The organism is Paenibacillus sp. AK002, from assembly GCF_053903045.1.
Map to the genome: position 1 here is coordinate 351,884 of NZ_CP096377.1, position 25,825 is coordinate 377,708.

The following is a 25,825-nucleotide window of genomic DNA, read 5'->3' on the forward strand; positions in this document are numbered from 1 at the left end:
TTGGATGTCATACGGTTACTAACTTACAGGATGGGTGAAATAGTTGAAGAAAAAGATAATTTCAATGATCGTGGCAACGCTGTTGATTGTTACGAATATGCCAATGGCATATGCGCTCTCGCCGGTAGCAGAGGTTTACTATAATGCCGGAACGAGCATCTATGATTCCAGTGATTTTGAGAGCCAGTTGAATGATGCAATTAAAGCCCGGTTGAGCGCACAAGGCGTAAATCCTAAATATGTGTCCATCATGGACGCGAGCGCAGACCGGACAACGGTAACGGATACGACATATGTGCATGCCGGATATGACAGCTGGTATATAAATCAATTTGGCTATGCGATTCCCCCGGCGGTTGAAACTGCCGATTACAATCACGTTCAAGCTTCCAACGGGGGCAACACGTTAACCTTCTATGGTTATACCTCGCCTGCGTATAAGGATTTCATGCTGACGCAGGGAAGCCCTTCAGGCAAGAAGATCATTACCTTCGACATGGATGAATCCAAAGTGGATTACCACAGCATGGAAGGCGGAGGTTTTCTATTTAATACCCAGGTCGAGAGCGACGGTAAATTAAGCGGGTATGCGATTTTATATGTTCAGGGTGCCATCAATGTATATAAGATCGATGGCGTAGATGCTGCTGCGCTGCACAATGAGACGGGAAGAGCGTTGAGTTCCGTATCAGGCGTTACCCAAATTGGAAACTTCCCAAAGGGAACATCGACTCATCACAGCATTAAGATTGTCGCAACGGACACGACTTTGAATATGTGGGATAATGGCGACCAAATCATAAGAAAATTAGCTCTACCGGACGTGTACGGCAATGAATTTGGTCCCATTGTCAGCCATATAAGCCATGCTTGCGAGATCATTTCGATTTTTTCATTCGACAATATGAAATTATATTCAACTTCGAGCAAGCCGTTGGATGTAGCGGTCGATAATATCCTGTGGGGGACGTCGCCGCTGCGCTATGTCGTGAACATTAACGATGACCCTCGCGGGGATTTGGATCAGGGATCGAATCAATCTAAGCTGACGGAAACGTTCAATAACAAAGGCACACAGTATATCGGCGTTACGGAGTCGACTTATACGGACACCAACGATGATTTTATCCGCGGCCTGAACGAAGGCGGACTGCATGTCGATTCCGACAAATCAACCGACGACATCATTCAGGAAATTGCGAACCGGATCGCGGATCAACTTGTTTCCGATTATAAAGAAGCCATTCAAGCCATTGAAACGGCAGAGGACAAAACCGATATCGAGTACCATTTTACCGACACGAAAAATTCGGTGAAAAACAATCTTACATTGAAGCAAGACGATGACGTCACCACCGTCTGGTCCTCCGACCAGCCGTCGGTCATTGCACCTGATGGAACCGTGACGAGACCGGTTACGAACCAGTCGGGAACTTACGTGACCTTGACGGCAACCATCACCAAAGACGGGCTGACAAGCGAGAAGACGTTTACCGTCTATGTTCTTGCCGCAGATCCGGCTCCTTTAAGCACATTGAGCGCTGTTGCGGGCAATGAGCAAGCGACATTGAAATTCCCTGCTTTAACAGGTGCAACAAACATCGTGGTTGAACAGTCTACCGACGGTACCAACTTTACGCAGGTAAGACCATTGGAGACGCTGGATGCGGCTTCAACAATTGCAACCGTAACCGGATTAACGAACGGTGAAACCTACTATTTCCGACTGAACGTCGAATCCGGACTATATGACGGCGTATCCAACGTAGTCCAAGCCTCGCCGTCGAAATCGTTAACCACGTTATCGGCAGATGCAGGCAATGGGCAAGTGACATTGACTTTCCCGCCATTAACAGGGGCAACGAGCATTGTAATTGAACAATCTACGGACGGCACTGCGTTTACTGTGGTTAGCCCGTTGGAGACATTAGATGCTGCTTCTACGAGTGCAACCGTAACCGGATTGACGAACGGCGAGACCTATCATTACCGATTGGACGTCAAATCGGGTCCATACGCAGGCTTGTCCAATGTGGTACAGGCCTCGCCATCGGAACCGATCACCACGTTGTCGGCGGTTGCGGGCGTCGGACAAGTGACATTGAATTTCCCTGCTTTAACGGGGGCAACGAGCATCGTTATTGAAAAATCTACGGACGGCACCACGTTCACGCCGGTCACCCCAGTGGAGACCTTGGATGCCGGTTCAACGAGTGCAACCGTAGCCGGTTTATCGAGCCGTGAAACCTACTATTTCCGGTTAAACGTCGAATCGGGTCCACATGCAGGTCTGTCCAATGTAATTAGCATCAAGCCAAACGCGCCTGCGGTACCGGCAGAAGATCCGCCTGCAGGGAATACAAACGTTGTACAGCAGCCTGCACCTACTATGAAAACGGACGTTGTTGTTTCCGATCAAGCCAACGGGGGCAAAGTCGTCCAGGACAAAATCACGAAGCTCGTCGGAGACAGCCTGAAAGTATCAGGGAAAATAAAATCGGCATCCGGGCAAGAGCTGAATGTGCCGAATATCGTCATGAATCAGGACGGCAGCTTTACGCTTCCGAAAGTTGCACCTGGCGAATATACGTTGTCGCTGAACGTGATCGCGCCTAACGGGGAGAAGCTGGCTGGTCCTGCCGGCAAGCTGAGCGTCGATAGCAATGGAAATGCCAAGTTATCGGTTGATCTAGTCGATCCATATGGCACGATTCTCGATAAGGTGACGGAACAGCCTGTATCAGGCGTGAAGATGCAATTGTATTGGGCGGATACGGAGCTGAATCGTTCCAAAGGCAGAGTGCCGGGAACGCTTGTTCAACTGCCGGAGCTTCCTGATTTTGCACCCAACAAGAACCATAACCCGCAAATGAGCTCAGACAGCGGTCAATATGGCTGGATGGTTTACGCCAATGGCGATTACTACTTCTTGGGCGAGAAGAACGGATACGTTGTTTTTGACAGCCGTACCGATAAGCGTGAAGAGCGATTTGGCGCTGACAGCTATATTAAGGACGGAGTCATCCACGTCGGCGACACGATCGTGAAATTCAGCTTCTCCCAGGAGCCGAAAGTGAAGGCCGCAGGCGATCATCGCGCATACATGGTCGGATATCCCGACGGGACGTTCCAAGCCGATCGTGGCATTGTCCGGTCCGAAATGACTGCGATCCTATCTCGTTTGTATACATCCGCAGTGAGCTCGAAGAAAGTATCGTATTCGGATGTGAGTGCGAAACATTGGGCAACGAACGCGATTTCGACCGCAACCAATAATAAATGGATGGTCGGTTTCGGCGACAATACGTTCAAACCGAAGAAACAGATCACGCGGGCGGAATTTGCACAGATTCTCATGAATTTGAATAAATGGGACGCTGTCCAGGAGAGCACCTACACGGACGTAGCGGGACACTGGGCTGAAAAAGCCATTGCAACGGCTCAGGAGCAAGGTGTGCTGTTCGATTTCACGGAGGAGACCTTCCATCCGAATCAGCCGATTACGAGATTAGAGGTTGTTCGAATCCTGAACCAACTGCTGGATCGTAAACCTTGGGATATCAAGGTTGGACCGAAGTGGACCGATGTTCCGGAAAACCACGACCATTATTCAGACATCATGGAAGCTTCGATTCCGCATGGGTTTGAGCAGCTTGAGACCGGAATTGAAGATTGGAAGGAATAGGGGCGTCAGCGAAATGTGGCTGTAAATAGTCACGGTTCGCCTCCAAGCATACTTTAAAGACCACCTTTTTTAAGGTGGTCTTTTTCCGTTGGATAAACGTTTTGGTCCTGCGAAACGACATACATACAAAATTTGAAGACGACAGCATCATAAGGCTGTCGCCTTTAAGTTTTAGAGCTGGATATAGATGCAGATAGATTAATAACTTTTTATTCTTATAAATAAGTTATTGGTCCAATACTATTTTCTCCTTCGATCATATGATACCAAGAATACGATTAAAGGAGGACTTATCATGGCTGAACAGGTTAGAGTGAGCCCGCAATTCAAAAGGCTTTGCGACCAATTTGGAAGAATCCTAGGCGGCGAATCGGAAATTGAAGAAGGTCCGGTTTGTTTTGTCACGCGGATGACGAACTTAAGAGAGACGATTTTGGGAAGAAGAACGCGTTCCCCTTTGGTTCAAATGCAAATGTTTTCGTTTGAATCGCTTGACCAGTCGGGCCGCGCGCTTTGTTTGGGTGAGACTGCCGTGCATCAAAACCAGGTGAATCGATTGATGTCGAATCTCCGCAAACGGGGGATTAAAGTAACGGCGCTCCATAATCACTGGCTAAAAGAACAGCCTCGTTTAATGTATATGCATTGGGAATCGATTGACAATCCGGTTGCGTTTGCCAGAAAAACAAAAGAATCCATTGCGTTCTTGGGTTAATGCGGTTGAGTCATATCGCTCATATTTCTATTATTTCATGAGAGGATGATTTCGTATGGCGGAAGTGCAAGCAAGTCCTCGCTTTAGAAGACTTTGTAACCAATTCTCAAGTATTTTAGGCGGAACGGAGCATGAAATTACAAAAGGCCCGGTTTGCTTTGTCTCCAGAAATAGGAGAGTAAACGCATCTATCTTAGGTAGACGTACCACTTCTCCTTTGATCCGTTACCAACTCTTCTCGTTTGAATCGCTGGACAGTTCCGGTCGCGCGCTTTGTTTGGGAGAAACGGCTCTCTTCCAAGGCCAAGTGAATCGATTGCTGTCGAATCTTCGTAAGAACGGGATTAAAGTAACGGCCGTCCACAATCACTGGTTGTTTGAAAATCCCCGTTTGATGTATGTTCACTGGGAGTCCGTCGATGATCCCATTGCATTTGCAAGAAAAGTAAAGCGTTCTATTGCATTCTTAGGTTAATGACGAACGAATAGGCAAGGGCTTCATCGATACAGTCTTGTATCCGTTATACCATTAGAAAAGCGACCGTAATCGGTCGCTTTTTTACGAGGTTACTGCCCTAGTGATAGTTCTTGGACTCATTCTCTTTGAATTTGCCGTCGCTGTCATGCAGAGCCTGTTTCCGGCGATCATTGCGGGCTTGCTGCTGTTGCTGGGCCTCATGGCTGTTCACGGGTGTCTCTGCCAGTTGTTCCACCGTGTTAATCAGATTTTTGTCCGGTTGGTTCGTGCTCAATGGAAAGGTCCTCCTTATTTGCTGGAATCGATTGTGATGTTTATTATGTGCTGGCGGTCATGCAGCTATTCGTAACTACAGCTTTGGCTTGAACGAGGGGCTAGCCTTATTCTCTCCAGGCAAAGAAAAAAAGACCCGGCGGAAGGCCGGGTCTTCTACATATGACATCTTCGATCGCCACACGATTATATTTGATCCTTCGGGGCAAGCTCAATGGCAGAACGAATCGCGGCGAGCATGCTCTTGTCATCGGCGATGTTCTTCCCTGCAATATCGAAGGCTGTGCCGTGGTCGACCGAGGTGCGGATGATACCGCCTTTTAGTCCGACCGTTATGTTCACGCCCTCTTCGATGCCCATGACCTTGATCGGGGCATGTCCCTGGTCATGGTAGCAGGCCACGACGATATCGAAATCGCCTCGGCCGGCTCTGAAGAATAACGTATCCGCAGGGAGGGGGCCGACTACATTAATGCCTTCCTGCTGGGCGCGCTTGATGCCCGGGAGCAGCTTTTCTTCTTCTTCGCCGTTGCCGAACAATCCGTTCTCGCCCGCATGCGGGTTGATTCCGCAGACCGCGACTCTTGGATTGTCGAAACCGGCCTTTTTCAAGGTATCGTGGGCCAGTTTGACGACGGTATACGTTCTTTCCGGATTGATGCTCTGAATGGCCTCGATCAATCCCATATGCGTCGTCAGGTGAATGACCCGCAGGTTCGGGGTCGTCAGCATCATCGAGAAGTCCTTGGTATCCGTGAGATCAGCCAAAATTTCGGTGTGACCCGGGTACATATGTCCGCCTTGGTGCAGAGCTTCCTTGTTCAGCGGAGCCGTGCAGATGGAATGGATCTTCCGCTGCTTCGCCAAATCGATGGCTCTGGCCAGAAACTGAAAAGCAGCATCTCCCGCGACGGCCGATACTTCGCCGAATGCAAGGTCGGCCGGCACGAGGTCCAGATCGATAACGTCCACGGTGCCGAACTCGTATTTTGCCTCGGCGGGCTCTTGAATGGCGTTCACCTTCAGGCTTGAGCCGATAATCGGCAGCACGCGTTCTAATATTTTGGCGTCGCCGATCACGAGCGGGTTGCAGTTATCGTACATCTCCTGATGGGATAAGGCCTTCATAATGATTTCGGGTCCGATGCCTGCCGCATCGCCCATCGTAATTCCAACCGTCGGTTTCATGCTGGATTACCTCCTTTTATCGTTTGAATCGCATGGATAAATACGTCCGGCTTGCCGAATCCGCCTGCCTTGGTGACCACATACAAATCGTCGATCCCTATAAATTTCGAGATCGGCACGCCGATTTCCAGCTCGTCCAGCAATTCGAAGCCGCTAATGCTCCATTGCATGCAGATTTGTTTGGCCGTGTCTCCGCCTGTCATGGATACACCCTTGAAATAACCGTGCTCCAGCAGCCGGGCACAGATTTCTCCCATGGCGCGGACAATCTCATTGCTGACCTCGGTGTGATTGAGCCCGTGGGCTTCGCCTGTGGCACGGGCCCGTTCGATATCGGAAGGCTCCGCCGTCGAATAGATCACGATATCTTTGCCTTCCAGCGCGTGCAGCTTGACTTCTTGATAGACGCGATCCATTTCTTCCGTGCGCTCCGCTGAATCGGACACAGCCTTATAAGACACGAATTGCACGGGAACCACGTCGGTATGCTCAAGCAAAAGCTTCAGCTGGGCACGGGAGTTCTTGTTCACGCTGCCGACCACGGTAAGAATGGGTCCCTGATTCTGCGCGATAGCAAGCTCCCTCGGTTTGGACGAAATATGGTAATGGGCGGGCAGATAATTGGCGATGCCTGCAGAGCCGGCCCATGCGAACGTGTATGGAAGCTGCCCGGTGATGTGCAGGATGAACTCCAGATGGGCTTCTTCCGTGGAATCGATCAGCACATACGGTATGTTATGTTGTTGAAACTCTTTTAATTTGCCTTCAATGCGGCCTGCTCCAGCCTCCAGATCACGGACTGAGATCTCGCCGACGGCATACTTGGTTTGCAGCTTCAGCAAGTCGGGAAGATAGGAGTGGGTGACAGGCGTTTTGGGATCATGGGCAATCTCGGTTTCGGCTAACGGTACTCCATTCAAGTAATGGGTAGCGTTAAGAATGGTTCGATTGTTCTTGGGATAGCCCGGAGCGATCATCATAAAGTCCGGCTTCACCACATCATACAGCGCATCAATTTCGGTCCCGATATTGCCGCGCATGGTGGAGTCCATTTTTTTGAATATCGTATCAAACCCGGCATCCGTTAAAAATCGAGCGGCTCGGCTTACTCGCTGATAAGCTTCTTCGGGTGTTATGGAACGGCTGTCCGTATCGAAAACAACGGCATCGTAATGACGAATGTTGTCTTGGTCCATATCGAACAGAACGCTGGTTTTAAGGCCATGACGAGCGAGTTGGACCCCGCTGTCATTGGCGCCAGTCAAATCGTCTGCAATGATGGCTAATTTCATGCAGTTTACCTCCTCCTTGAGAAAAACGATGCAATCGAGGGGTTAGGGATAACCTCTATGCTGCAGGGTTGTTGTATTTTTCGACGCCGCCTGATTTCTCCAGTCTCTTGGACAGGAAACCAATAAAGACAGGCAGCAGTATGGCGGTCGTCACGACGCTCGCGGCGATTTGTACGGTCGCGATTTCGGCAATCGGGGCGAAGGATGCATTCGCGGCGACGATCGCAGCCGGCGTGCCTACCGCATTACCCGCCGTGGAGCCCTCGGAAGCACCGACAATCGGATTCCAGCCGATCGCCTTGAACAGCAGAAAACCAATGCCCCCTGTGAGCAGGACCGTCAGCACGCCAAGCAGAATACCGCTTAGTCCGCCTTGAATGATGGATGAGAAATTGATGCCCATACCGAGCGAGAAGGCAAAGAACGGAACCAGCTTGTCACTGCCTTTATGCAGCCATTCTGCCATATTCCGGTCCAGGTTCCCGATCACGACGCCGACGAGCAGCGGAAGCAGTACGGCAACGAAAGACATCGGTGAGAACATGCCGTTGGCAAAGCCCATGGCACCGAAGATCGAGAGCGCGACCATCGTCAAGAACGGTCCGTCGCTTAATGCCAGGAAAGGATAGGCTGCTTTGTCATCCTCTTTTCCGTATTGTCCGGCTAACGCGATATACAGTCCGCCGTTTGAATTCGTCATGGCCGCGATAATGGCCAGAGGGGCAAGGCCCAGGAATAATCCGTTGGAATCCGCAAACAGGATGGCGACCAAACCTAATATCGCGCCGATCGTCCACTTAAACACAAGCAGCGTGACGCCTTTTCCCACCGACGAACCCGCCGTTTTGAACGTGATCTGCGTGCCGGCAATCAATAAGAAAAGGGCGATGAGCGTACTCGAGCTGTTCACGAATAAGGCTTCCGTAAACCCGCCGATCCGCAAAGCGTTAGGTGCGAATGTATTGATGCACGCTCCGATGAGGAGGGGAACAACCATCATACCGCCAGGGATACGATCTAATGTCGCTTTAATTTTCATAATGTTAGCTCCTTGTGTAATCGTTTTATTGAAGCGCTTGCAGTAATTATACTAGTTCAAATTGTTTATTTTAGCAACATATAATTTCTGTAAATAGAACGGATCTAGTAAATTGTTTAAAAATGCAACAATCAAAACGAAAAAAAAGCGTAAACTTAAATTTATTCTTTAAGTTTACGCCAAAGCGTGGCCCGATTAATCCCTAACCGTTCGGCTGCTCTAGATTGGTTATTCTTTTCCTCGTGAAGTACGTATTGAATAATGTCTTTCTCGATCTCTTTAAGAGTCCCTTTCAACGGAATAGGGGTTGAGGCCGGAGGCTGATGGTCGAGCAAGCGAGCAAGTATATCGGCTGAAATCACATAGTCCGTTTCGTTCATTGCAGCCTGTTTAATGAGCTGCTTTAATTGGCCGATCGTCATGTGCTCAGCATTCTGCCGTATAAGCTGCAAGGCGTCTTCCCTTATTTTTACCGCCGCCGTCCCGTATTTTTGATGGTATCGGCTTAAAAAGAGCTGAATAAGCGAAGGCAGATCCTCCAAACGGTCCGACAGCGAAGGCATGAGGATCGTATTCAGCTTCATGTTGGGGGTTCTCTGTTGGTCAAGCGCCCGATCGCTAAGTATGAATACGCCAATCCGCCTATTTAGGCAGGTCTCCACAAATGCTATCAAATTCGGATCCTGTATGCATTCTTCCACATGGATGAATTCCACGGTCCTGGCTTTGGATAGCGGAAGGGTTCCTAACTGATCCGGGGAAACTTGGGTTAGATCGATCTGGAGCAGCAAACCGCCGTCCGAGTACAATTGATGAATATACTTCACGACGAAGGACTTGCCCGTATCTTCCCGGCCAAGCAGATGGATGGGCTCATGATGTTGATACAGAGCTTGGATGCTTGCCAACGTGGTGCGCATCGCAGCGGATTCGGCAATCATCGGCTCTGCTAATGGTTCAGCATAGGCTTTGATGCCTGACTGCGCAAATTCATAGGGCCGCCCTTTTTCCAAGGAGTATACTTTATAGCTTTTGTTGTCCAATGAGGTTTCATAGGCTGTGACGGAAAGCTGGTAATCGTCCATCGTAAAAACATTCTGCACTTGGGCTTTGTGGAATTCCACATTAGTATTGATCAGATAGATATGATTATCCGTCAAAGGGCTGTGCTCAAAATCGGTCAATTGCTCGTATACGATTTCATTCTGATCGTTAAAGATCACGAGATTGGGGTGTTCTTTGGCAACCAGCTCGTTCAGGATTGCTGAGACGGTATAGTTGTTGCTCAGGTAGCGGTAGATGAGCTGGGCATCGTCCAGGGCTCGCATGATGGATTCTTTGCCGGAATGGATGAGGAGGCCCTTTAACCCGTAGGCCTCGGCCGTATGGACGGTGATGACATCCCCGACTACCTGGCGGTATCCGGCAGCTTTCAGCTCCAGCAATAACCGTGCAACATCTTCGGAGCTGTGTATGGTATACACTTTTAAAGGCAGATCCATTAAATCAATAATCGATTGGGCGCCCGATGTAATATTGGAAAAGCCGACAATGGCGGTTTTTCCGTTAAACTGGCTCGCCAGCGTCAAGGAACGGATCATGTCGTATCCGGACAGGTGGACATCAATGACGGGAATCGATACCGCGGCTTTAATCAGCTGGGCCGTTCCGCCGCGGCTGATAATCACCTCGGCTCCGTTGTTTTGAGCCGAAGCTGCCAGCTCGGCCCCTTTTTGCAAGTCGCCGACGGCGTATTGTATGTCTAACTGGGGAAACAGGGGAATGCACTCTTGTATGATAGGAACCATCGCTTCATAAGGTGCGATTATATGGACACGTATACGCATAACTGATCCTGCCTTCATTCAAAATCATCCAATCGCATATCCCGTGTTGACGGAATATAGATGTTTACATTATTATAGCCAACTTCATCGCATCCTGCGAACATCGCACTGTTTTCCGATTCAGAATTTGTTACTATGATAGTACATAGATGCCTAATACCTAATGTTGGAATCCGTCAGGCATTTACTATCTTTCTTCATATGGCTTGGTGATTTGGAGAAAACAAACGGGAGGGAACATATTGAGTACACAGAGAGTGGGAGCTCCTTTGGAGGGCTTTGCGGAGTTCAGCCGAAAAGTCGCCGCCGAAGGTGCCGTACTGTTAAAGAATGAAGGACAGGCTCTGCCCCTGCAGCCGAACGAAACCGTTTCCGTTTTTGGCAGAACGCAGGTTCATTATTACCGCAGCGGTACGGGGTCGGGAGGCAGCGTTCATGTTTCCCATACAACGAATCTGCTGGGCGGTCTTCGGGATCAGAAGGGCATCGCCGTCAATGAAGAATTGGCTGCCGTTTATGAGCAGTGGATCGAGCAGAATCCTTTCGATAATGGCGGAGGCGGCTGGGCGGCTGAGCCGTGGCATCAGAAGGAAATGCCTTTGACCGATGAGCTGGTCTCCGCGGCAAGACGCGCATCCGACAAGGCGATCGTTGTCATCGGACGGACGGCCGGAGAAGATCAGGACAACGCCAATGAGCCGGGCAGCTACCAGCTAACGTCCGAAGAAAAAGCCATGCTGCAGCAGGTGACCGCACACTTTGAGCAAACCGTTGTGGTGCTGAATGTGTCCAACATTATCGATATGAGCTGGATGCTCGATGAAGGTTATGTGTATCCGATTTCTTCAGTCATTTATGCTTGGCACGGCGGCATGGAGGGCGGCAACGCCATTGCGGACGTATTGGCGGGCGAGGTGACGCCCAGCGGCAAACTGACGGATACGATTGCTTATTCGATCGAGGATTATCCATCGACCCGCAATTATGGCAATGAGCTTAAGAACCTGTATCAAGAGGATATTTATGTGGGCTACCGTTTTTTCGAAACGTTTCGACCCGCAGCCGTCCAGTATGAATTCGGGTTTGGATTGTCCTATACGCAGTTCCGAATCGAGCCGCGAGAAGCCAAACTCGCGGTCAGAGAGGGAGCGCCAACCGTTGAGATCGGCGTGAAGGTGACCAATATCGGGACCGCCTATGCAGGTAAAGAGGTTGTGCAAGTTTATTACGAAGCACCGCAAGGATGGCTGGGCCAGCCTGCCAAAGTTTTGGCCGCTTTCGGGAAGACGCAGGAGCTACAGCCGGGGGAATCGCAGCAGCTAACGCTCCAGTTCCCGGTTCATGCCATGGCCTCCTATGACGATGCAGGCGTGACGGGCCACCGTTCAGCCTATGTATTGGAGGCCGGAACGTACCGTCTGTACGCGGGAACCAGCGTGAGAAATGTGCAGCCTATCGGCTTGGATGGTCAAGAAGGTTATGTTGTAGAAACTCTGCAGGTTGTCGAGCAGCTCCGGGAAGCCATGGCGCCAACGGAGAGCTTCACGCGAATGAAGCCGGGCGTTCGTAGGGAGGACGGCTCGTACGAGCTTACTTTTGCGGAGGTGCCGAAGCGCACGATTGCCATGGAAGAGCGCATTCGCCAAAACCTGCCGCCGACCTTGGAGCAAACGGGCAATCGAGGCTATACCTTAAGGGACGTCCATGAGGGGAAAGTCAGCATGGAGGCTTTCATCGCCCAGCTTAGCGATCAGGATCTGGCGGTCATCGTCAGAGGAGAAGGCATGAGCAGTCCGCTGGTTACGGCGGGGACGGCATCGGCTTTTGGCGGCGTGAGCGACCGCCTGCTCGACTACGGAATTCCGGTGGCTTGCACCGCGGACGGACCGTCCGGTATTCGGATGGACAGCGGGCAGCAGGCAACGCAGGTGGCGATTGGCACCCTGCTTGCAGCAACGTGGAATACGGAGCTGGTCGAAGAGCTCTATGTGATGGAAGGCCGGGAGCTGCTCAGCTACAACATCGATGCGTTGCTGGGTCCCGGCCTGAACATTCGGCGCAGCCCGCTGAACGGTCGCAATTTCGAGTATTTCTCGGAAGATCCGCTCATCTCCGGCGCCTTTGCCGCGGCATGCACGCGCGGGATTATGAAGGGCGGCTCCAACGCCACGCTGAAGCATTTTGCTTGCAATAACCAGGAGAAGCATCGGAGCAAAGTCGACGCCGTCGTATCCGAACGGGCCCTTCGGGAAATTTATCTGAGAGGCTTTGAAATCGCGGTGAAGCAGGGCGGGGCCAACTCCATCATGACCTCGTATAACCCGATCAATGGACACTGGGCGGCTTCCAATTATGATCTGAACACCACGATTCTGCGCGGAGAGTGGGGATTCCAGGGCATCGTCATGACGGATTGGTGGGCCATTATGAACGACGTGGTGAACGGAGGCCCGGCCGATCGGAAAAATACGAACTGGATGGTCCGTGCCCAAAACGATTTGTACATGGTGGTCATGAACTACGGAGCGGAAATCAATGCCTGGGAAGACAATACGCTGGCATCCTTGGAAAATGGCACGCTGACCCGCGGAGAGCTGCAGCGCAGCGCCATGAACATCTGCCAATTCCTGATGCATGCGCCGGTCTTCTCGAGAAAGCAGGTGATCGAGGAAGCCGTGGGTTCATTTAAAGCCGATCCTTCCCTCGAGCCGGTACCAGCGCAAGCCTTATCGGAGAGCACGCAAGTGAAGCCGGCTGCAGCGGGATCAACATATATGAAGGTAGAGGAATCCGGTGAGTACCGGATCATTGTGCGCATCATGTCGCCGGAATCGGAACTGGCCCAAAGCGCCTGCAACGTCACGCTGAACGATCAGCCGGTAACCACGATTCAAACGAATGGTACCGACGGCAGATGGATTCGGCAGAAGCTTGTCAAAGTGGAACTGGAAGCGGGTTATTACGAGATGAAGCTGGATTTCGTCAAGCCGGGCTTGCAGATCGAGTGGATTGAATTTAAAGGGGTTTAGATCTAGGTTGTACCGGGATTCATATAGCCAAGCTATGCAAACCGCACCTGTAATAGCTCATGGTGATTTGCATGAAGCAGCTTTCGTCGTAAATACGTTCCATGCTTCTATTTCTAAGGCAGCAAGAGCCCGCTCACGGAGAGCGGGCTCTTGCTAGGTTATCCATCAATGTAATGGAAAACATTCGTCGTTTGCTATTCCACATCCATTGAGGTATAATAAGTTTATTGGGATTTTGACCTGAGATTCACATATTGCAGAGGGTTATTATTTTGATTAGGAACCTTGTGCAATATGTGAATTTTTTGTTTTTTAACCAAAAATGAGAAAATCATATAAATTTAGGAGGTGTTTCTATGCAAACAGGAACAGTGAAATGGTTTAACGCAGAAAAAGGCTTTGGTTTCATCGAGGTTGAAGGCGGCGAAGACGTATTCGTACACTTCAGTGCAATCACTGGTGACGGCTTCAAGTCGCTTGACGAAGGACAGCGCGTTGAATTTAACGTAGTCCAAGGCAACCGCGGACAGCAAGCCGAGAACGTTGTAAAACTGTAGACTCGTGAAAGGATCCCCAAACGTATCGTTTGGGGATTTTTTTTAAGATATCAGAAAGTATGAATTTCAGAGGATCTGCTGCTTGATATCGCAAGGATAACTACCGCTAAACGCGGTCCGTCTTCTTTAAGAGTACGTCGATAGACGTTTTTCTTATAAAGGGTGGGCTTGGCTAGTTGAGGCACGAAAGCGTTAAAAAATGTAGCTGAGGGGGATTTCATTGTCATATTCTTGGAATAAGCCGCTGGAAAATCTGCCGGAAGAGATGACCACGATCTGGTCTTGTACGAAGGAAGGGTGTAACGGTTGGATTCGAGACAACTTCTCGTTCAAGGAAGTTCCCGTTTGTTCACAGTGCGCGTCGCCCATGGTCAGCAGCAATAAAATCCTGCCGATTCTCGTTTCGTCGGATCAGCAAATCAAGCTTTACCGCAAGAATCAGCGCAAGGACACGAAGTCGTAGGGCAGTTCTCACGGTCCCAAAACCATTCTGTCCTCGTTCGTTGCGTACAAGAAAGGTTGAGATTTCATGCAGGCATTCGAAGATTGGAATCTAAAGGTGAAAAAAACGTTTAATGCTACAAGTAACAAGGAGGTATTAACCGTGTCTGAGGCAGGTCATTTGTTAGGTCTGTCCAAAGATCAAATGAAGATCTATGTCGATCAGAATAAGCTGACTAAGGTTCCGATCATGAGAAGCGTGCATCGATACCTTTTGTTGAAAAGTGAAATCGATCGAATTATGCAAAAGCAATAAAACAGAGCAGTATTGTGCTTATACAGAGACAGAGCTTCAAGCTCTTCGATCAGTATCGATCTCCATATGAATATATAAGAGAAGAGGGTGCCCTAAGGGCACTCTTTTTTATTTCAGGCTCCCAGTAATCGGTAGAACTTTTAAACCAATCACATCGAAGGTCAAAAAAGGTCAGATTTTAAGATCCGAACAAATTCTTTTGTGAAAACGGCCGATAACGAGCTATTTTAGCGCGAATTCCTGCATCATCGGTTTTGGCATTTAAACGTTCCGGGCATATAATAAAAGCGTAAGGTCAAACAAGGTCAAAGAAAGGGGAATTCATGATGTTTGAATTGATGCCATTCGGCAAGCGCAGAGAGGATGCCTTCGGACAACTGATGAAGTCATTTCATGATGCCTTTAACGACGCTTTTCCTGATGATGTGTTTGCGCCGTTCAAGGGTTCGATGATGTCGTTTAAGACGGACGTCAAGGAGACGGAGCACGCTTATCTGGTTGAGGCGGAACTGCCCGGTTTTCGCAAGGAAGACATCGAAATCAGCTACGCTGACCCTTACTTAACGATCAAAGCCGTGCGCAAGGAAGATCAGAGCGTGGAGGATACGAACCAGCACATCGTCCGCAAGGAGCGCCGTTACGGCCAGTATGTGCGCAGATTTTACGTTCAGAACATAGCCGAGGACCAAATCGACGCTTCCCTGAAGGATGGAGTCCTTAAGCTTGAAATACCAAAAAAGCCCGACCCTGGTAAGAAACGCATCCAGATCCGGGATGATATCTAATATATATGCCCTCCGATCCATAAGGTCGGGGGTTATTTTTTTGTGTTTTCTTAGTCATAAATTTACATATATGCCAATGAATTTCGGCAAATGAAACCTATCGGGAGTATATAGGGTATTATAAGTTAAATGTAAACTTTTCGAGGGGGACGCACATGATGGGAATCTTATCGAGGTTTAAGGATATTATGAGGGTGAATGTGAATTCGTTATTGGAACGGACGGAAGATCCGGAGAAAACGATCGATACCTATATGCGGAGCTTGAACGGCGATCTGGGTAAGGTGAAAGCGGAGACCGCTTCCGTGCTTTCGGATGAGCGGAGAGCGAAGCGGGCACTGGATGAGTGCAGCGCCGAGATTCAGAAGCTGCAGCGATATGCGGAGAAGGCCGTGGAAGCGGGAAATGAAGGCGATGCCCTGAAGTTCCTGGAGCGAAAAGCGGCGCAGGCCGAGAAGCTGAGCGACCTGCAGGCAGCCCACGAATCGGCTGCCGCAAACGCCGTCAGAATGAAGCAATTGCAGGATAAGCTGGTGTCGGATATGAGCCAGCTGGAAGATCGCTATGCCGAGCTGAAAGGGAAGATGGCGGCTGCCAAATCCCAGCAGGAGCTGAATTCCGGCCGATCCTCCTTGGGCGGTGCCAATGCGGCATTCCATACCATGGAGGAGAAAGCGAGCCGTGCTTTGGATGAAGCGGAGGCCCTGGCTGAGCTGCGCGCAGGAGCGAAGGAAGATGACCTGGACGATTTGATCGCGGAATTGGAGAAGAGCATGGGCAAGGACGGAGCTGCCCCGACTTCACCTCCTAATGCCAAGGATGAACTGGAAGCGATCAAAGAAAAGCTGAACAAGAAGGAGTAACCATTTCATTGTTATCGAGGTGAGCAAATGCCGGTAATTGAATACAAATGTCCGAACTGCGGCAGCGGCATGGTTTTTGACGGCGATACGGGAATGTTGTCTTGCCCCAGCTGCGGAAGAAAAGACAACATCGAGGAAATCCCCGACCCGCTGAAGAAGCAGGTGTTCGCGGAAGATGAGGTAAAGGAGTACCATTGCAACAGCTGTGGAGCCGTGATCGTGACCGAGCCGGAGACCAGCGCCACGACCTGCAGCTTCTGCGGATCGGCCGTCGTGCTCAGCGACCGGTTGAGCGGCGAGCTGGCACCGGTGAAGGTCATCCCTTTTTCGATTACGAAGGAAGAGGCGATGAAGGCGTTCAAGAAATGGTGCCGGAACGGCCTGTTGACGCCAAGCGGATTTATGACAGCGGACCGGATCAAGGGCATCACCGGGATCTACGTTCCCTTCTGGCTGTATGAGCTGCATAATCGGGTTGAGGTTCATGGTCAGGGCACCAAGGTGAGAACTTACACGCAAGGAGATTACCAGTACACGGAGACCGAGCATTTCGACATCTACCGGAAGATTCGCTTGAATTATGTGAAGGTGCCGATCGATGCTTCCGAGAAAATGAACGATGAGCTGATGGATAAGCTGGAGCCTTTTCCCTATCAGCAGCTGAAGGAATTCAAGACCCCTTATCTGGCCGGGTACATAGCGGAAAAATACAGCCATGACGACGAGCAGCTTCTTCCGCGCGCTAAGGAAAAGATCAGCTCCTTCATTGATTCGTATATTTCGTCGGCGGTCTCAGGATACACGACCGTGAGTTATACCAACAAACGGATCGATACCACCAAGAAACAGGCGGATTACGTTCTTCTTCCGGTATGGATGGTGCACTATGATTACAACAAATCGGAGTACACGTTTGCGATGAACGGCCAGACGGGCAAGGTGGTCGGCAAGCCGCCGATCAGCAAAGCGAAGGTGGCCGGGTGGTTCGCGGGCATTTCGGGCGTCTCCTTGCTATCCTTGAAGCTGATCTCCTGGGCAATGGGAGGAGGGTTCCTGTGAGAAGACGATATGCGTTATGGACGGTCTTATTTTTACTAACGGTATATTTGATAGCGCCCTCCGGGATCGTCAAAGCTGCGGATGATAAGACTTTGATCTTTGACGAGGCGAATTTGCTCAGTCCGGAAGAACGCCAAGAGCTGAGTGCGATGGCGAATGAGTACGGTGCCGAACGCGAAACGGACTTTATGATCCTAACAGTTAACCGTGTTGAGAATGATGACTATGAGACTTGGACGGAAAACTTTTACGATGAATACGCACCTGGGTATGACAAGCCGCACGGTAATACTGTTATTTTAACCCTAGTGATGGATACCCACGATGTGCATTTGGAAGGTTATTATAAGGCTGAGAAGTATCTCGATTCCGGGAGACTGACCAAAATACGCAACAAGATTACGCCTGATTTATCGAACGGCAATTACAAGCAGGCTTTTGAAAAATACATCAAAACCGCTCATCGGTACATGGGCTTTGAGCCGGACGTGAACCCGGATAACATTATATTTAATCTCTGGTTTCAACTGGGAGCTGCCGCTGCCATCGGCGTGGTCGCCGTGGGCATCATGGCTTACCGCTCCGGCGGGCGGGTGACGGTCAACAGCCGAACCTATGAGGATGCCAGCACATCGGGGATCTTGAATCAGCAGGACCGATATATCAGAACGACCGTAACAAAGCGGAAAATAGAGCGCAACACGAGCAGCGGCTCGGGCGGCGGAGGCGGAGGCGGCGTCACCGGCGGCGGCCATTCGCACAGCAGCAGCAGCGGGAAATTTTAATGGGAAGGGATGGAAGCATCAATGGGATTTTTCAAGAATCAATTCTCCAACGTAGTGGAATGGGAAGAGTTTAGGGATGACATGATTTTCTGGAAATGGCGCAACCGGGAGATTAAAAAAGGAAGTAAGCTGGTCATTCGCTCCGGTCAGGATGCGATCTTCATCAATAACGGCAAAATCGAAGGGATTTTCGAGGATGAAGGCGTATATAACATCGATTCGGATATCATCCCGTTTCTTTCTACCTTAAAAGGATTTAAATTCGGCTTTAACAGCGGCATGCGCGTGGAAGTGCTGTTCGTGAACACCAAGGAGTTCACCGTCCGATGGGGGACGCAGAACCCGGTTCTGATCCCGACGCCGCAGCTGCCGGGCGGCATGCCGATCCGTGCCAACGGGACATTTAATTTTAAAGTGAACGATTACGTGACGCTGATCGACAGGATTGCCGGGATCAAAGAGAGCTACCTTGTGGAGGACGTGAAAATCCGGATCAGTTCGGTACTCGATCAATTGTTGATGAAGTGGATCAGCCGCGAAGGCAAGGACATGTTCAATCTGCAGGCGAACGCTTCCGACATCGCCAGGGGGATTCGGGAAGACCTCGACATGGAAGTGATGGACAACGGGATGACGATTACCGGTTTCCAGGTGATGAGCTTCAATTATCCGAAGGAAATTCAGGACATGATCACGAAGACGGCCTCCCATGAAATGATCGGCAATCTGCAAAAGTACCAGCAGGTCAGCATGACGGACGGGATCGCGTCCGGCAAGGTGAAAGGCGGCGGTGCGGCTTCGGATATGGCAGGCATGATGATGGGGATGAACATGGCCAATGAAATGATGAAGAATATGAATCAGAACCAGGGCCAAAACAATCAGAATCAAAGCCAGCAGTCTCCGGCCGCGAAGGAGCCATCCGCCCCGGCATCCTCGTCCTCTTCCGAAGGAAACAAGAAGCCCAATTTCTGCCCGAACTGCGGCGCGAAGAACGAAGGCGCGAACTTCTGTCCGAATTGCGGACAGAAGCTGGGTTGAATGAAAGCCAGCAGCACGAATAAATGCACAACCTTGGATGGACATAAAGGGTTTTGAGTTTTGATGTCACGGTTAAAACGATGCGAACTGCGTTATTTCTTCTATATAAAAGTAAATTCAACTCACGCCCCCCTCACTCATAAAGTGAGGGGCTTTTTTGCTATGAACGCCGTAGCTGAGTTATGTATCTACCTTTCCGCAGGAAGTGGCTCACAACTGGAATGAAGAACAGCCTCCGAGGGCAGGAAGGAAGTTGCTGCAGCGCGAATCCGGAGAAATAGAACTTGACGGACAAATGAGAACTAGGCAAATGGAAAAGGGGTACATTATGATAGGACATATCGGTCATAAGAGAACTCCCGAAGACGAAGGGGGACAGGGGGATACTATGTTCAGATCGACATCCTGGCGCATATTCGTGATAAGCGGCATCTTTTTTGCAATGACCATCATACCGTTCTCGTTGTTTCTGGCCAACCGGTTTTCTCATTTCGCATACTCGCAGATGGGGACGTTCAACCAGGACCGCATCGAAGAAATGGCGGAGCGGGTCGAGTACATCCTGGCCAAGCTGAAATGGTACAGCCTGACCATGTATGAAGACCATTCCGTTCAAAACTGGATGTATGCTTCAGCCGACAATCTGCTGCAAAATGCCAGCACGATGGGGGTGTTATCTAAATATTTATCTCATGAGCCTTATATTGAAACCGCTTACTTATTCAGTATCCGCAAACGCGAGGTGATCGACGCCAAGGTTGGATTGCTTTCATTCGAGGAATTTGCCGATCAGACGATGCTGCAGCGGATCGAGCGCACTCCCGGGACATTCCTCCGCTATTTTGATCACAGGATAGGAAATAATTCGTATTTGGCTCTTCAGCTTCCTTCGACTCCTGAGCAGAAAAACCGCGACGGGTATCTTGTCGTCCTGTTCGACAAAAAGGAGCTGCAGAAGCATTTGATCTCAGGCGACGGAAGGGCGGATACACTGCTTTCGATCGTGGATGATCGAGGAAGATTGATTCTGGGCGAATGGGATGAGCGGCTCGAGGAGACCATCGATAACATCCAGACAGGGCAGAACCAGGGAGCCTTCGAAATGAACAGCGCCGAAGGGAAAGCGTTCGTCAACTATGCGCGGATGGGATCGCCGGAGTGGACCATTATATCTGTTACTGAAATGAAGCAATTCCGCGAAAAGGCGGGGGCGTTCAAAACCGTCATCATCGTCTGCTCGCTCCTGCTGCTCGTGGCGCTGCTTCTGATCGCCTATTGGAATTCGCGCCGTTTTGTCGGGCCTTTCCGACGACTGGCGGATCAACTGCAGCGGAAGCTGGGCGTGAAGGGGGAGAACGATTACGGCGTCATCGAGCAGGGCGTCGTTATGCTTCGCGATCATTATCCGCTGATCAAGACCGAATATTTGCGGCAATGGCTGCTGCAGGGCAGGCTGACCGACGGCGCCAGAGCGGCGATTGTCCGCGAATCGTGCCTGCTTGACTATGAGTGGCTTCGGTTGGCTGTTATCAAGATCGATTCCTATTACGAGATATCCGAGCGGTATGATTTCTTCTCTCGCAAGCTGCTCAAGTATGCAATCGGCAATATCGCAGAGGAGCTGCTTGGCACATCAGAACGGCCGATCGAGGTGGTCGATTTTGGGACCGACCATCTGGTCGTGCTGGTTGGCACGGCCAGTTCCCTCCCTGATCCCGAGTTGACCCAAGAGCTCAAGGAGTTTAGCCGTCAAGTCAGCCGTTACGTAAAGCTGGACGTGACGATCGCAGAAAGCGAGGCGCGGCGCGTACATGACGATTTGCGGAAAGTATACGACGACATGAACGAACTGACATTATTCAAGTTTGTCAGCGGTGATGACAAAATCTACGTCGAACAAGACTTTGAACGATATGCCGATTTACAGGCGCCGATCGACTCCGCTGTGCATGAGAGCTTGATCCAGACGATTCGAAGCGGCAAAGAGGAGAAGGTGCTGGCCATGCTGGATGAGGTGTTCACGCGCCTGCAGACGATGAAATATACCGAGTGCCAATTCCAACTGAAGCTGCTTCTGTTTGCGATCGTCAAGTCGTTCAGCAAAGTGATGTCTATCCAGAGTGTTGAAGGGATTGAGCGCCACTTGAGGCAGTTCGCCACGCTTACCGAGGTTCGCGAATGGCTGAAGGAAGAGACCGGGCGGATGATCCGGCAGCTTAGCGACCAAAAGGGATTCAATCGCAAGGAAAAGCTGATTGGGGAAATCATCGAGTACGTCCGCTACCATACCCATGACCCGATGCTGTCGGTAGACGATATCGCTGACCATATCGCTTTGTCGGCCAAATACGTCCGGCAGCTGTTTCACGAACATTATGGCATGCCTCTATCGAATTTCATCTTGAACGAGCGGCTCGGGAAGGTTAAGGAGCTGCTGGAGCAGACCAGCATGCAGATCACCGAAATTGCAGAGCAGTCCGGTTTTCAGACCAAAAGCCACTTTTTCACCGCATTTAAAAAAGCGACCGGCATGACGCCGAGTCAATACCGCGACAGCAAGGCGGACGAGCGGATGGAGCGGACGCGGCAGATAGTCGGGAACTCTGCGAATTAGAAAGGCCAGCGGGCGATCGAGAACCGGCCAGACCAATAACAACCGGCCGAACGCTCGCGAATCGGCCGCGCGAGAACCGAATCCGGCCAATGAGAACTAGGCAAGCAGCAGCCGTGAATGCTACGATGGCTCCGTTCAAATTCTGCAAGCCGCACAAGAAAGGAGGGACGCTCTTTGGAGCGACGTAGAAGGTTCGGCGGGTCGTTTGTGCGCGAGCTGTCGCGGAACCGGTATTTGTACTTGCTGGCGCTGCCCGGCATTGCGTTTCTGGTCGTATTTGCTTATATGCCCATGGCCGGGCATCTGCTCGCCTTCCAGGATTACCGGCTATCCGATGGAATATGGGGGAGCGAATGGGTCGGATTTAAAAACTTCGAGTTTTTCTTCAATGGGAAAGACTGGCTGCGGGTGACGCTGAATACCGTTTTCCTGAATGTACTGTTTCTCGTAACCGGCCTCGGCAGCGCGGTCGTGCTGGCTATTTTTCTGAACGAAATCCGTAACAGGCTGTTCAAGCGAATCACGCAATCGTTTATTTTTTTACCGTATTTCATTTCTTGGCTTGTCGTCAGCATGATGACGTTGACGCTATTCAGCACATCCGAGGGGCTCATTAACCGCGCGCTTGCCGCCCTTGGCTACGAAGGAGTGGACTGGTATTTGACGCCTGGCGTATGGCCGTATATTTTAACCGTCATTAGCGCCTGGAAGATTGCCGGCTATAATTCCATTATTTTTTTGGCCGTCATTACGGGCATCTCCTCGGAATATTACGAGAGCGCCCGAATAGAAGGCGCGAGCCGGATGCAGCAGATGCTCTACATAACGCTGCCGTTGATGCGGCCGACCGTGATGATATTGGCGCTGCTTGGCATAGGCCGTATTTTCTACGGCGATTTCGGCATGATTTACGCGATCATCGGAGATAACGGCATACTCTTTCCGACGACAGATGTCATCGATACGTATGCGTTTCGTGCGCTGAGGCAGCTGGGGAATTTCAGCATGTCCGCTGCCGTTGTCGTGTACCAGTCCTGCATGGGGCTTGTCACGATTCTGATCTTCAATGCGATCGCGCGCAAGGTGGACGCGGATTCAAGACTATTCTAAAAGGAAGGTTGGGCGAGTTGGCATGAGGCCGGATTCGGGCTTCCGATCGCTGTTGTCCCCGAATCGTTATGATCGTATAAGCTCGTTAAGCGGATACGATTCGGGAACAAAGGCGACCACTTGCGTTTCTCCAGCTCCGAACCGGCCCTTTGCTTCAGTCCCAACCAGTTAAGGTGTGATCGAAGTGAGAGAACGGTTGTTTCTTGTTTTGATGTACGGAGTGCTGGGTGCTTTTGCGCTGTTTTGCTTCATTCCGTTCTGGATTGTGTTCATCAACTCGTTCGCCGATGAATCGCTTCTGCAGACGGCGGGGTACCAGTTGCTGCCGAGCAAATTCAGCCTCCATGCGTACAAATTTTTGCTTTCCGGCAAGCAGGTGTTTCTAAGCTACGGCATTACGATGATCGTGACGATCGCCGGCACGGCATTGGGCGTACTCTTGACAGCCGCCTATGCGTACACGCTGAGCCACCGGAAAGTGAAGTACCGCCATATTTTATCGTTTCTAACCTTCCTGACGATGCTGTTCGGCGCAGGACTGGTCGGCTTTTACATGCTGATCGCCAACTGGCTGCAGCTGAAAGACTCGGTGTGGGCACTCATTTTGCCCTATCTGCTTAATCCGTTCTATGCCTTCATTCTTGTCTCTTACTACCGGACGCTGCCGTATGAATTGAATGAAGCTGCGACTGTGGACGGCGCCAATGATCTCTATATTTTCTTTCGCATCATCTGGCCGATTTCGCTGCCTGTTATCGCCACGGTGAGCCTGTTTTACGCGCTGCAATATTGGAACGACTGGTACTTGTCATTGCTGTTTATCGACAATCACAAAATGCTGCCGTTGCAGATGATGATCCGCCAGCTTATGTCCAATTTGAATGTTATGGCTTATGTAAGCGGGAGCCAGACGCAGTACAACGTCGTCGTGCCGACCTATGGCATGCAGCTGGCGATCGTCTGCGTTACCATCGGCCCGATCGTGTTCGTCTATCCGTTCATACAGCGCTTCTTTATTAAAGGTTTGACGCTTGGTTCGGTAAAAGGGTAGAGCGGCAAACGTGAAGGCGTTTGACCGGTTCGAGCTTTCAACCGCTGTTGTTTATGAACCGGCTCATCCGTCTGTTTTCTCTATTATTGATTCAGGGGGAAGGAACCATGAAAAGATTATTGTCCATCGCGCTTGTGTTATTGATCGCGCTTGTCGCGATTGCAGGTTGTTCGGGCAAGAACGAAGGGGAAGGGAAGACGCCCGGACCGTCGGGTCAAACCGGAGACAGCGCCGGCGGTGACGCCAAACTTGAAGAGGTGACCCTGAAAATCATGATTCCCGGTGATCGGCCGTCGGATATGGATTTGGTCATCGCCGAAGCAGAAAAGCGAATGAAGGATACGATCAACGTCAAACTCGACGTCGTCTTCGTACCTTGGTCCGATCTGGCGCAAAAGACACAGGTAACGCTTGCTTCCGGTGAAAACATCGATCTCATCTTCGATGCGCCATGGCTGCACATCAATCAGATGATTGCAAACGGATTCTATGAGCCATTGGACGACCTGTTGGCCCAGTACGGCCAAACGGTGCTCGAGAAACGGCCGCAGCAAATGTGGGACTACAACAAATACGGCGGCAAAATTATGGCCGTTCCGCTCGGCGTCAGCTACATGTCCGGCAATTCCTACATGGTGCGCAAAGATATTCGCGAGAAGCTCGGCGTACCGCCGATTAAAACCTATGAAGATTTGATCGCTTTCGCCTACAAGGTGAAAGAGCAGGAGAAAGGCATCATCCCGATGACCGCAGGCTCCGGCACTTATTCATTTGTCGCTCACCATGCGCTGAACGATTACGAAACCCATGTTAGACCTACCCACGCCCTGGGCAACAGCCTGATGCTCTATTACAAGAACAATGACGGCAAAGTTTACAATTTGCTGGAGGATCGGGAGCCGATCGGAACGTGGCTGGCGAACACGCGCAAATGGTTTACTGACGGTCTGATTTTTAAGGACATTTTGACGACAAAAGATTTTCATCAGCCGATCTCGGCAGGCAAAGTGGCAATCGTCACAAACGGCGCGTTCGGCATCGGCGATTCCCTCAAGAACACGTTAAAGAACAATGTGCCGGACAGCGAGCTGGAGACGGTCACCTTCTTTAATCCGGAGAAGGGTGCGAACATCACCGACTTCAAACAGTGGAACTTTCTGGCCGTTCCGAAGGTAAGCAAGAATAAGGAGCGGGCGATTATGTTCCTGAACTGGGCGAATGAGAAGGAAAACTACGACCTGCTTTCTTACGGAATCGAAGGGAAGCATTGGGAAGCGGTAGGCGACGACAAAATGAAAACCCTGGATACATCCGGCTACTCTGCTTTCGGCTATGTTTGGCTGTGGAATCCCGTCGATGAGCGGAGTGATGTGAAGGGCGAGAATGAGGAGTTGAACGCTGTGCTTAAGGATGCCGACATGTTCACGACCGATATTTTGGCCGGCTTCGAATTTGACAGTACCCCGGTGCAAAACGAGGTCAGCCAGTACAATACAGTCGATGGGCAATACTACACGGCGCTGTTCAACGGGGTTATCGATCCGGACGAGACATTGAAAAAATTTGAAGCGGAAGCCGGCCCCGCCCTCAAAAAAATTCAGCAGGAACTGCAAAAGCAGATTGATGAGTTCCTGGCGGCAAAGGCGAAGTAGACCAG

At 50.7% G+C, this 25,825-nt stretch carries 21 protein-coding genes; 16 read left to right on the forward strand and 5 right to left on the reverse strand.

The window, feature by feature from the left end:
• Positions 1-64: 64 nt before the first annotated feature.
• The 3 genes from M1D70_RS01585 to M1D70_RS01595 all read left to right on the forward strand — a co-directional run bounded on the left by M1D70_RS01585 (position 65) and on the right by M1D70_RS01595 (position 4,875).
• Positions 65-3,685, forward strand: a complete 3,621-nt coding sequence (locus M1D70_RS01585; RefSeq protein ID WP_456288941.1) for an S-layer homology domain-containing protein — start codon at positions 65-67, stop codon at positions 3,683-3,685.
• Between the two features lie 295 nt (positions 3,686-3,980).
• Entirely contained in the window at positions 3,981-4,400 is a 420-nt protein-coding gene (locus M1D70_RS01590; RefSeq protein ID WP_009592413.1) for a DUF1259 domain-containing protein, read from the forward strand.
• A 55-nt stretch (positions 4,401-4,455) separates the two neighbouring features.
• Complete coding sequence (locus tag M1D70_RS01595; RefSeq protein WP_009592415.1) at positions 4,456-4,875, forward strand: DUF1259 domain-containing protein; 420 nt, start codon at positions 4,456-4,458, stop codon at positions 4,873-4,875.
• A gap of 100 nt (positions 4,876-4,975) precedes the next feature.
• Here the strand turns inward: M1D70_RS01595 and M1D70_RS01600 are convergent, their stop codons facing one another.
• From M1D70_RS01600 to M1D70_RS01620, 5 genes are all read right to left on the reverse strand, one after another.
• Positions 4,976-5,152, reverse strand: a complete 177-nt coding sequence (locus M1D70_RS01600; RefSeq protein ID WP_009592414.1) for a hypothetical protein — start codon at positions 5,150-5,152, stop codon at positions 4,976-4,978.
• Between the two features lie 185 nt (positions 5,153-5,337).
• Positions 5,338-6,339 carry a 4-hydroxythreonine-4-phosphate dehydrogenase PdxA gene (gene pdxA / locus M1D70_RS01605; protein ID WP_304148630.1) on the reverse strand — a complete coding sequence of 334 codons (1,002 nt, stop codon included), beginning with the start codon at positions 6,337-6,339 and terminating at the stop codon, positions 5,338-5,340.
• Positions 6,336-7,631 carry a four-carbon acid sugar kinase family protein gene (locus tag M1D70_RS01610; protein ID WP_456288942.1) on the reverse strand — a complete coding sequence of 432 codons (1,296 nt, stop codon included), beginning with the start codon at positions 7,629-7,631 and terminating at the stop codon, positions 6,336-6,338. Before M1D70_RS01610 ends, pdxA begins: the two co-directional genes overlap by 4 nt.
• A gap of 55 nt (positions 7,632-7,686) precedes the next feature.
• A complete protein-coding gene (locus M1D70_RS01615) occupies positions 7,687-8,670 on the reverse strand; it encodes a 2-keto-3-deoxygluconate permease (protein WP_456288943.1) in 984 nt (327 codons plus the stop codon).
• Positions 8,671-8,831: 161 nt separating this feature from the next.
• The gene (locus M1D70_RS01620; protein WP_456288944.1) at positions 8,832-10,517 is read right to left on the reverse strand and encodes a PrpR N-terminal domain-containing protein; all 1,686 of its coding nucleotides are present in this window, start codon (positions 10,515-10,517) and stop codon (positions 8,832-8,834) included.
• 242 nt (positions 10,518-10,759) lie between these two features.
• Between M1D70_RS01620 and M1D70_RS01625 the strand changes: the two genes are divergently transcribed.
• The 13 genes from M1D70_RS01625 to M1D70_RS01685 all read left to right on the forward strand — a co-directional run bounded on the left by M1D70_RS01625 (position 10,760) and on the right by M1D70_RS01685 (position 25,820).
• Complete coding sequence (locus M1D70_RS01625; protein WP_456288945.1) at positions 10,760-13,546, forward strand: glycoside hydrolase family 3 C-terminal domain-containing protein; 2,787 nt, start codon at positions 10,760-10,762, stop codon at positions 13,544-13,546.
• 356 nt (positions 13,547-13,902) lie between these two features.
• Positions 13,903-14,103, forward strand: coding sequence for a cold-shock protein (locus tag M1D70_RS01630; RefSeq protein ID WP_006207692.1), 201 nt, complete (start codon positions 13,903-13,905; stop codon positions 14,101-14,103).
• Positions 14,104-14,323: 220 nt separating this feature from the next.
• The gene (locus M1D70_RS01635; protein ID WP_009593899.1) at positions 14,324-14,566 is read left to right on the forward strand and encodes a cold-shock protein; all 243 of its coding nucleotides are present in this window, start codon (positions 14,324-14,326) and stop codon (positions 14,564-14,566) included.
• Positions 14,567-14,632: 66 nt separating this feature from the next.
• On the forward strand, positions 14,633-14,860 hold the full coding sequence (locus tag M1D70_RS01640; protein ID WP_009593947.1) for a MerR family transcriptional regulator: 228 nt from the start codon (positions 14,633-14,635) through the stop codon (positions 14,858-14,860).
• Between the two features lie 326 nt (positions 14,861-15,186).
• Positions 15,187-15,645 (forward strand): Hsp20/alpha crystallin family protein, encoded by a 459-nt coding sequence (locus tag M1D70_RS01645; RefSeq protein WP_456288946.1) that lies wholly within the window; start codon positions 15,187-15,189, stop codon positions 15,643-15,645.
• A gap of 158 nt (positions 15,646-15,803) precedes the next feature.
• Positions 15,804-16,508: a PspA/IM30 family protein gene (locus M1D70_RS01650; protein ID WP_456290380.1), complete on the forward strand. Its 705-nt coding sequence runs from the start codon at positions 15,804-15,806 to the stop codon at positions 16,506-16,508.
• A gap of 27 nt (positions 16,509-16,535) precedes the next feature.
• Positions 16,536-17,567: a TFIIB-type zinc ribbon-containing protein gene (locus M1D70_RS01655; RefSeq protein WP_009593950.1), complete on the forward strand. Its 1,032-nt coding sequence runs from the start codon at positions 16,536-16,538 to the stop codon at positions 17,565-17,567.
• Positions 17,564-18,352 (forward strand): TPM domain-containing protein, encoded by a 789-nt coding sequence (locus M1D70_RS01660; protein ID WP_009593930.1) that lies wholly within the window; start codon positions 17,564-17,566, stop codon positions 18,350-18,352. The genes M1D70_RS01655 and M1D70_RS01660 overlap by 4 nt, the downstream gene beginning before the upstream one ends.
• A 21-nt stretch (positions 18,353-18,373) precedes the next feature.
• Positions 18,374-19,393 (forward strand): SPFH domain-containing protein, encoded by a 1,020-nt coding sequence (locus M1D70_RS01665; RefSeq protein ID WP_009593938.1) that lies wholly within the window; start codon positions 18,374-18,376, stop codon positions 19,391-19,393.
• Between the two features lie 388 nt (positions 19,394-19,781).
• Positions 19,782-22,007 carry an AraC family transcriptional regulator gene (locus M1D70_RS01670; RefSeq protein ID WP_456288947.1) on the forward strand — a complete coding sequence of 742 codons (2,226 nt, stop codon included), beginning with the start codon at positions 19,782-19,784 and terminating at the stop codon, positions 22,005-22,007.
• Positions 22,008-22,181: 174 nt separating this feature from the next.
• The gene (locus tag M1D70_RS01675) at positions 22,182-23,117 is read left to right on the forward strand and encodes an ABC transporter permease (protein WP_456288948.1); all 936 of its coding nucleotides are present in this window, start codon (positions 22,182-22,184) and stop codon (positions 23,115-23,117) included.
• Positions 23,118-23,301: 184 nt separating this feature from the next.
• Positions 23,302-24,168: a carbohydrate ABC transporter permease gene (locus M1D70_RS01680; RefSeq protein WP_456288949.1), complete on the forward strand. Its 867-nt coding sequence runs from the start codon at positions 23,302-23,304 to the stop codon at positions 24,166-24,168.
• Between the two features lie 107 nt (positions 24,169-24,275).
• Positions 24,276-25,820, forward strand: coding sequence for an extracellular solute-binding protein (locus M1D70_RS01685; RefSeq protein ID WP_456288950.1), 1,545 nt, complete (start codon positions 24,276-24,278; stop codon positions 25,818-25,820).
• The last annotated feature ends 5 nt before the right edge of the window (positions 25,821-25,825 follow it).

Coding starts and splice junctions, on each gene's coding strand:
- M1D70_RS01665 (WP_009593938.1), top strand. CDS start 18,374: ATGGGATTTTTCAAGAATCAATTCTCCAACGTAGTGGAATGGGAAGAG.
- M1D70_RS01650 (WP_456290380.1), top strand. CDS start 15,804: ATGGGAATCTTATCGAGGTTTAAGGATATTATGAGGGTGAATGTGAAT.
- M1D70_RS01640 (WP_009593947.1), top strand. CDS start 14,633: ATGCAGGCATTCGAAGATTGGAATCTAAAGGTGAAAAAAACGTTTAAT.
- M1D70_RS01670 (WP_456288947.1), top strand. CDS start 19,782: ATGTTCAGATCGACATCCTGGCGCATATTCGTGATAAGCGGCATCTTT.
- M1D70_RS01645 (WP_456288946.1), top strand. CDS start 15,187: ATGTTTGAATTGATGCCATTCGGCAAGCGCAGAGAGGATGCCTTCGGA.
- M1D70_RS01590 (WP_009592413.1), top strand. CDS start 3,981: ATGGCTGAACAGGTTAGAGTGAGCCCGCAATTCAAAAGGCTTTGCGAC.
- M1D70_RS01585 (WP_456288941.1), top strand. CDS start 65: ATGATCGTGGCAACGCTGTTGATTGTTACGAATATGCCAATGGCATAT.
- M1D70_RS01615 (WP_456288943.1), bottom strand. CDS start 8,670: ATGAAAATTAAAGCGACATTAGATCGTATCCCTGGCGGTATGATGGTT.
- M1D70_RS01620 (WP_456288944.1), bottom strand. CDS start 10,517: ATGCGTATACGTGTCCATATAATCGCACCTTATGAAGCGATGGTTCCT.
- M1D70_RS01630 (WP_006207692.1), top strand. CDS start 13,903: ATGCAAACAGGAACAGTGAAATGGTTTAACGCAGAAAAAGGCTTTGGT.
- pdxA (WP_304148630.1), bottom strand. CDS start 6,339: ATGAAACCGACGGTTGGAATTACGATGGGCGATGCGGCAGGCATCGGA.
- M1D70_RS01685 (WP_456288950.1), top strand. CDS start 24,276: ATGAAAAGATTATTGTCCATCGCGCTTGTGTTATTGATCGCGCTTGTC.
- M1D70_RS01655 (WP_009593950.1), top strand. CDS start 16,536: ATGCCGGTAATTGAATACAAATGTCCGAACTGCGGCAGCGGCATGGTT.
- M1D70_RS01595 (WP_009592415.1), top strand. CDS start 4,456: ATGGCGGAAGTGCAAGCAAGTCCTCGCTTTAGAAGACTTTGTAACCAA.
- M1D70_RS01610 (WP_456288942.1), bottom strand. CDS start 7,631: ATGAAATTAGCCATCATTGCAGACGATTTGACTGGCGCCAATGACAGC.